Here is a 7,125-nt window from a genome sequence, read left to right as displayed (position 1 = left end):
AGATCCTTTTTGATAATCTCATGACCAAAATCCCTTAACGTGAGTTTTCGTTCCACTGAGCGTCAGACCCCGTATAGTGTTTTGCAGTTTAGAGGAGATATCGCGATGCATACGCGGAAGGCAATAACGGAGGCGCTTCAAAAACTCGGAGTCCAAACCGGTGACCTCTTGATGGTGCATGCCTCACTTAAAGCGATTGGTCCGGTCGAAGGAGGAGCGGAGACGGTCGTTGCCGCGTTACGCTCCGCGGTTGGGCCGACTGGCACTGTGATGGGATACGCGTCGTGGGACCGATCACCCTACGAGGAGACTCTGAATGGCGCTCGGCTGGATGACGAAGCCCGCCGTACCTGGCTGCCGTTCGATCCCGCAACAGCCGGGACTTACCGTGGGTTCGGCCTGCTGAATCAATTTCTGGTTCAAGCCCCCGGCGCGCGGCGCAGCGCGCACCCCGATGCATCGATGGTCGCGGTTGGTCCGCTGGCTGAAACGCTGACGGAGCCTCACGAACTCGGTCACGCCTTGGGGGAAGGATCGCCCGTCGAGCGGTTCGTTCGCCTTGGCGGGAAGGCCCTGCTGTTGGGTGCGCCGCTAAACTCCGTTACCGCATTGCACTACGCCGAGGCGGTTGCCGATATCCCCAACAAACGGTGGGTGACGTATGAGATGCCGATGCTTGGAAGAGACGGTGAAGTCGCCTGGAAAACGGCATCGGATTACGATTCAAACGGCATTCTCGATTGCTTTGCTATCGAAGGAAAGCCGGATGCGGTTGAAACTATAGCAAATGCTTACGTGAAGCTCGGTCGCCATCGAGAAGGTGTCGTGGGCTTTGCTCAGTGCTACCTGTTCGACGCGCAGGACATCGTGACGTTCGGCGTCACCTATCTTGAGAAGCATTTCGGAACCACTCCGATCGTGCCTCCGCACGAGGCCGTCGAGCGCTCTTGCGAGCCTTCAGGTTAGAGGCCGTCGACAATGATAATCTGGATCAACGGACCTTTCGGCGCCGGAAAGACGACGCTCGCTAAGCGGCTGCGCGATCGGCGTTCCAAATCGCTGATCTTTGACCCCGAGGAAATCGGGTTCGTGGTGAAAGAAACGGTCCCCATGCCAGCGAGCGGAGACTATCAGGATCTCCCCTTGTGGAGGGGACTTACGATCGCGGCGGTCAGGGAGATTCGAAGGAATTACTCGCAGGACATCATCATCCCAATGACGCTCGTGCACCCGGACTATCTGACTGAGATACTCGACGGGGTAAGGCGGATCGACGATCAGCTGCTGCACATCTTTCTGACGCTCAACGAGGACCTATTGCGTCACCGGATCGCGAACCAGACCATGCATCCTGACCCGAATCGAAATGCGGAGATTCGAGAGTGGCGATTAGCGAATGTCGCCCGATGCTTGGCCGCAAGGGAACGGCTTCCATGCACAACCCGTGTTCTCGATAGTGGTGCACACACCAGCGATGAACTCGCAGCGATGGTGCTCGACGGAATCGATGGGCGCACCTGATCGCCTTCGACGCCTGCGCAAAGCGTAGCGCGAGGGTGGCGGGCTCACGACCAAACGCCCAGAGGTCGATCATCGCAGGGATGTTTGGCTTTGTGGTGCGGACGACGGGACTCGAACCCGTACTCTCACAGAGAAGCAGATTTTCGTACCACCTCGACTTTCGCCGCCGTCTGATGACGTTCGTGGTCTGGACTGTCCCTTCGCCATTGCCCGAAGGCTTTAGGCGCCGCCCGTCCAGTCTCTACACCTTCCCCCGAAGGGGCTTGGCTCGGGATTGGCTTAGGGTATTGCCCGTTAGCGTTCCCCGACTTTGAGCGGTTCTACTCCGCGGATTTCCCCGCGGGCACTCCAATTTTAAAGTCTGCTGCGTCTACCGATTTCGCCACGTCCGCCTTTTTTCGCCGTTCCTAGCGCTCGTGCGATGCACCTATGTTGCACCTAGCGCCGAATCGTTCTTCGTCATCCTGAAAAACCACGTCTCCTAAAGCCTTGCATAGCTTATCTTTTCTCCACCACGAACTTTTTTGTGGGATGGTAGAAAAAAAGACTTTTTAAGTCCGCTGGCTTGCCAGGCCTTGTTAGCTTGTACGGTCATGGTTATCGGGTAAAGAATATTGACGGCATCGCTGGTGTCGGTGGCTGAAAAGCCGGCTCCCATCAGGGCAATAGCCATTTCAGATGCAGGCGTACAGGGCAATGGTCAACAGCTACAGCCTGTCTGACGATTCCGGCGTCATGGCTGTGGCGGCTATCACGCATTTTTTGTTCGGTCAGGCGGTGTTTTCGTACCTCAATGGTTGGAGCGTGTTGATCGGACCTGGTACAGGTTTGGACAGCACGGGCTGCAAATACGCAAGGGATTTAATGGGCCTGGTGGCGTTCACGGCTTTTATCGTGACGTTTCTGTTCAGGGGCTACTCATAATCTCGTGGCTCGGCGGTTCCCGGCACACCATGACAGTAAGGAAGGACCCTGTGTCTCAACTCTCCCAGCTTCGAAGCCCCGCCGCCGTGCAGGCTGCCATCGATGAGTTCGTGCAACTGGGCCGCACGAAATTCCTGGCGCGCCACGGCTACGGCAAGTCCCGCGACTTCCTGGTACGTGATCCGAAGACCGGCACCGATTGCGATTCCAAGGCCATCGCCGGTGTGGCCTTCGGCAAGCAATTTCCCGAGCAGGGCCCGCTCACTGCTGACAGCTTCTCCGGTGGCGAGACGACCGTCGTTCCGGCGCTGACGCGGCTCGGGTTTCGCATCATTCGCATCGGCGAAGACTGGTCCGAAGAAGAGGTCCTGGCCACGGTCGAAGACTATTTCGACATGCTGCGTGCCGAGGCGGCTGGGGAGCCGTACCACAAGTCCGAGCACAACCAGGCACTGCGCCAACTGCTGAACGGTCGCAGCAAGTCTTCAGTCGAGCTCAAGCACCAGAACATTAGCGCCGTACTCGATGCCCTGGGCCTGCCCTATATCAACGGCTACAAGCCACGCGGCAACAGCCAACTGCTGCTGCGTAAATCCGTACACGCCTACGTTCTGGAACATCAGCAGACGGTCGGCGCTCTTGTCGATGCCCTGGAGGAGGTAAAACTTCCGGGTGACAAAACCTACCGAGCGGCTTTGGTAGAACCACCCGCCCGTGAAGTGCTTGTGCGTACCCCGGCATCTCTACGGCAACGCCTACCGCGAAAGTTCGATTATGCCGCTCGCGATGAAGCCAACCGCAAGCTGGGCCGGGCAGGGGAGCAGTGGGTGATTGGCTACGAACAGCAACGCCTGACCGAGCTCGGCCACCCAGAGCTTTTTCAGCGGCTGGATTGGGTGTCCGACACCCAGGGAGACGGTGCGGGGTTCGACATCCTGTCGTTCGAAGAGGACGCCCATGAGCGCTTCATCGAGGTGAAAACCACCAATGGCGGGGTAGGCTCGTCTTTCTTGGTCAGCCACAACGAACTCGAATTCTCCAAGGAGGCGGGCGATCAATTCCATCTGTATCGCGTGTTCCAGTTTCGGGACGGTCCGCGCCTGTTCACGCTACCCGGCGACCTCAGCCAACATGTGCATCTCAAGCCGACGGACTACCGGGCGAGTTTCCGGAGTTTGGTGGGGTAAAGGCAGGGTTCTGTTGAGCCGAATGGCTGTGTGCGGCCGATTCTGTTGAAAAAGTAGCGGCCTCCCCATGCCGTTGGCAAAATTGCTTTGTCAGCGAGCGTGGGGGCGAACAGCATGATGGGACAGTTACCGGGAGGACAGCAGCGCCTGTTCTACTCGTTCAATCTGGAAGATCACGTCCCGGCCCAACATCTCCTGCGCAGCATCGACCAGTGCTTGGATCTCAGTGATCTACGTGCCTACCTGGCAGATTTCTATAGCCCCATCGGGCGTCCCTCGATTGACCCGGAGTTGATGGTGCGCATGCTGGTCGTCGGCTACTGCTATGGCATTCGTTCCGAGCGGCGATTGTGCGAAGAGGTGCACCTGAACCTGGCCTATCGCTGGTTCTGCCGGTTGGGTCTGGAAGACGAAGTCCCCAATCACTCGACCTTCTCGAAGAATCGCCATGGGCGTTTTCGTGACAGCGATCTATTCCGCTGGTTATTCAATGAGGTGCTGCGGCGCTGCATGGCAGCCGGCCTAGTCAAGGGTGAAGGTTTCGCCGTCGACGCCAGCATCATTAAGGCGGATGCCAGCCGGCAACGTGGGGTGGCGGGAGATGAGGTCGATTGGAACGATCCAAAGCTCAGCAGCCGCGCAGTGCGCGAGTACCTCGAAGCCCTTGATGAAGAGGCGCTGGCTGAGGCTCTTCCCAAGAAAATTTCGCTCACTGATCCTCAGTCCCGTTGGACAGCAGCGCCAGGTGGCCCGGCCTTTTTTGCCTACTCCACGAATTACCTGATCGACACTGAGCACGGTGTGATCATGGACGTGGAAGCTACCCCGGCGCACCGTACCGCCGAAGTCGATTCGACTAGGACGATGGTCGAGCGTGTCGAGGCGCAGTTCGATCTCACACCGGAACGCCTTATCGGCGATACCGCTTATGGCACCGCCCCGATGCTGGCCTGGATGGTCGAAGAAAAGGACATCGAACCGCATGTGCCGGTGTGGGACAAGACCGAGCGCAAGGACGACAGCCTCTCCAGTAACGACTTTCACTGGAGTCAGGACGCCAATGAATATCGCTGCCCAGCCGGCAAACCGCTACGCAGTGAATGGCGCGCCTTCACCCAGCAAAGGTCGCGGGTAACTAAGGCCAAAACCGTCATTTACCGCTCCAGCCAAACCGACTGCGCCACCTGCCCGTTGAAAGCGAAATGCTGCCCCAACACGCCGAATCGGAAGATCGTCCGCAGCATCCATGAGGCTGCCCGCGACGTGGCTCGACGCATCGCCAAGACACCGGAGTACCTCGTCTCTCGCTGCGAACGAAAGAAGGTGGAGATGCTTTTCGCCCACCTCAAACGGATCATGAAACTCGACCGTTTACGACTGCGTGGCCTAACGGGTGCCACTGACGAATTCACCTTGGCTGCGATGGTGCAGAACCTGCGCCGCATGGCCAAGCTTTTGCCTCAAGGGCCACCGCTGACGGGATAGGTATGCCTGCTACGAGCAGAAACCCTCAAATTAACCCTTAAACCTGAGCAAGGACGCTCAGTGAAACGCCGGAAGGCAACTTGAAGTGGCTTGCAGCCACTTCGACAGCAGGCACACCTGATCGGCAGGCTGCCGCTAAAGCTACTTTTTCAACAGAATCGGCCGATTTGTGCCGGTCGTCAAGGACCGCTTCGGATCACTCTCAACCGGATCGCGGGCCAGCTGATTTGCTAAAACCCGCGCCAAACTCAACGAAGGATTTCGCATGATCCGTTTTTTTTGGCGATCACGCTCGGCCTGATGGTTGGCTGCTCGTCGAGTTCAAGTTCGATCTGATCAGTGAGCGGTAGCGCAAGTGGATCGCCTCAGCCAAGCAGCGTTGTTGCCGGCGGCCGGAAGAAAGCCTTGAACTAGTAGCGGAAAGGATGAAACTTTATTTTTACGATTCTCAGCATTTTCCAAGGTTGAGCGAAAATTAGGATGATACTTTAATGATTCCGGCCTCCATCCCCACAAAACGCTTGCAGATGGCAGAATTGAAATAAGTCATTGTTTTAAATGGATTTTTGCAGGAATTGCTACGTTGCAGGGTCCTGTAGTTAGGATGACACTTTATTTTCCTCCCACAGGCCTCGTGATACGCCTATTTTTATAGGTTAATGTCATGATAATAATGGTTTCTTAGACGTCAGGTGGCACTTTTCGGGGAAATGTGCGCGGAACCCCTATTTGTTTATTTTTCTAAATACATTCAAATATGTATCCGCTCATGATACAATAACCCTGGTAAATGCTTCAATAATATTGAAAAAGGAAGAGTATGAGTATTCAACATTTTCGTGTCGCCCTTATTCCCTTTTTTGCGGCATTTTGCCTTCCTGTTTTTGCTCACCCAGAAACGCTGGTGAAAGTAAAAGATGCTGAAGATCAGTTGGGTGCACGAGTGGGTTACATCGAACTGGATCTCAACAGCGGTAAGATCCTTGAGAGTTTTCGCCCCGAAGAACGTTTTCCAATGATGAGCACTTTTAAAGTTCTGCTATGTGGTGCGGTATTATCCCGTGTTGACGCCGGGCAAGAGCAACTCGGTCGCCGCATACACTATTCTCAGAATGACTTGGTTGAGTACTCACCAGTCACAGAAAAGCATCTTACGGATGGCATGACAGTAAGAGAATTATGCAGTGCTGCCATAACCATGAGTGATAACACTGCTGCCAACTTACTTCTGACAACGATCGGAGGACCGAAGGAGCTAACCGCTTTTTTGCACAACATGGGGGATCATGTAACTCGCCTTGATCGTTGGGAACCGGAGCTGAATGAAGCCATACCAAACGACGAGCGTGACACCACGATGCCTGCAGCAATGGCAACAACGTTGCGCAAACTATTAACTGGCGAACTACTTACTCTAGCTTCCCGGCAACAATTAATAGACTGGATGGAGGCGGATAAAGTTGCAGGACCACTTCTGCGCTCGGCCCTTCCGGCTGGCTGGTTTATTGCTGATAAATCTGGAGCCGGTGAGCGTGGGTCTCGCGGTATCATTGCAGCACTGGGGCCAGATGGTAAGCCCTCCCGTATCGTAGTTATCTACACGACGGGGAGTCAGGCAACTATGGATGAACGAAATAGACAGATCGCTGAGATAGGTGCCTCACTGATTAAGCATTGGTAACTGTCAGACCAAGTTTACTCATATATACTTTAGATTGATTTAAAACTTCATTTTTAATTTAAAAGGATCTAGGTGAAGATCCTTTTTGATAATCTCATGACCAAAATCCCTTAACGTGAGTTTTCGTTCCACTGAGCGTCAGACCCCTTATCTGAACATAAAACACTATCAATAAGTTGGAGTCATTACCCCCCGGACGAGTGGGAATCCATGGTAGGGATTTTTACCGAAATGGAAGAACACTATTAGGGGGCACCTCAGAAAACGGAATCTATGGTCACTCCCGTTTTTGCAACACCGATTTTGACGACAAGTTGGCTTGCTTGA

General features: G+C 55.0%; 7 protein-coding genes. 6 read left to right on the top strand and 1 reads right to left on the bottom strand.

The annotated features are described in order from the left end of the window. Positions 1–105: 105 nt before the first annotated feature. On the top strand, positions 106–966 hold the full coding sequence (gene aac(3)-IId / locus ACOTXR_RS24725) for an aminoglycoside N-acetyltransferase AAC(3)-IId (RefSeq protein WP_000557454.1): 861 nt from the start codon (positions 106–108) through the stop codon (positions 964–966). Positions 967–978: 12 nt separating this feature from the next. After that, positions 979–1,521, top strand: coding sequence for an AAA family ATPase (locus ACOTXR_RS24720; protein WP_000587837.1), 543 nt, complete (start codon positions 979–981; stop codon positions 1,519–1,521). A gap of 481 nt (positions 1,522–2,002) precedes the next feature. Here ACOTXR_RS24720 and ACOTXR_RS24715 read toward each other — a convergent pair whose 3' ends face one another. Then, a complete protein-coding gene (locus tag ACOTXR_RS24715; RefSeq protein ID WP_000951934.1) occupies positions 2,003–2,194 on the bottom strand; it encodes a hypothetical protein in 192 nt (63 codons plus the stop codon). 23 nt (positions 2,195–2,217) lie between these two features. Between ACOTXR_RS24715 and ACOTXR_RS24710 the strand changes: the two genes are divergently transcribed. The 4 genes from ACOTXR_RS24710 to ACOTXR_RS24695 all read left to right on the top strand — a co-directional run bounded on the left by ACOTXR_RS24710 (position 2,218) and on the right by ACOTXR_RS24695 (position 6,798). Further along, positions 2,218–2,445, top strand: a complete 228-nt coding sequence (locus tag ACOTXR_RS24710) for a hypothetical protein (RefSeq protein WP_421767130.1) — start codon at positions 2,218–2,220, stop codon at positions 2,443–2,445. 50 nt (positions 2,446–2,495) lie between these two features. Beyond that, positions 2,496–3,632 carry a DUF3883 domain-containing protein gene (locus tag ACOTXR_RS24705; RefSeq protein WP_000080861.1) on the top strand — a complete coding sequence of 379 codons (1,137 nt, stop codon included), beginning with the start codon at positions 2,496–2,498 and terminating at the stop codon, positions 3,630–3,632. A gap of 114 nt (positions 3,633–3,746) precedes the next feature. Beyond that, on the top strand, positions 3,747–5,117 hold the full coding sequence (locus tag ACOTXR_RS24700) for an IS1182-like element ISCfr1 family transposase (RefSeq protein ID WP_000971921.1): 1,371 nt from the start codon (positions 3,747–3,749) through the stop codon (positions 5,115–5,117). Between the two features lie 820 nt (positions 5,118–5,937). Then, a complete protein-coding gene (locus ACOTXR_RS24695; protein WP_000027057.1) occupies positions 5,938–6,798 on the top strand; it encodes a broad-spectrum class A beta-lactamase TEM-1 in 861 nt (286 codons plus the stop codon). The last annotated feature ends 327 nt before the right edge of the window (positions 6,799–7,125 follow it).

Source organism: Enterobacter cloacae complex sp. IR53030, from assembly GCF_049238365.1.
In the GTDB taxonomy this organism is placed as follows: domain Bacteria; phylum Pseudomonadota; class Gammaproteobacteria; order Enterobacterales; family Enterobacteriaceae; genus Enterobacter; species Enterobacter kobei.
Note: the sequence above shows the minus strand (reverse complement) of the source record. Positions and strands in the feature narration are given on the sequence as shown.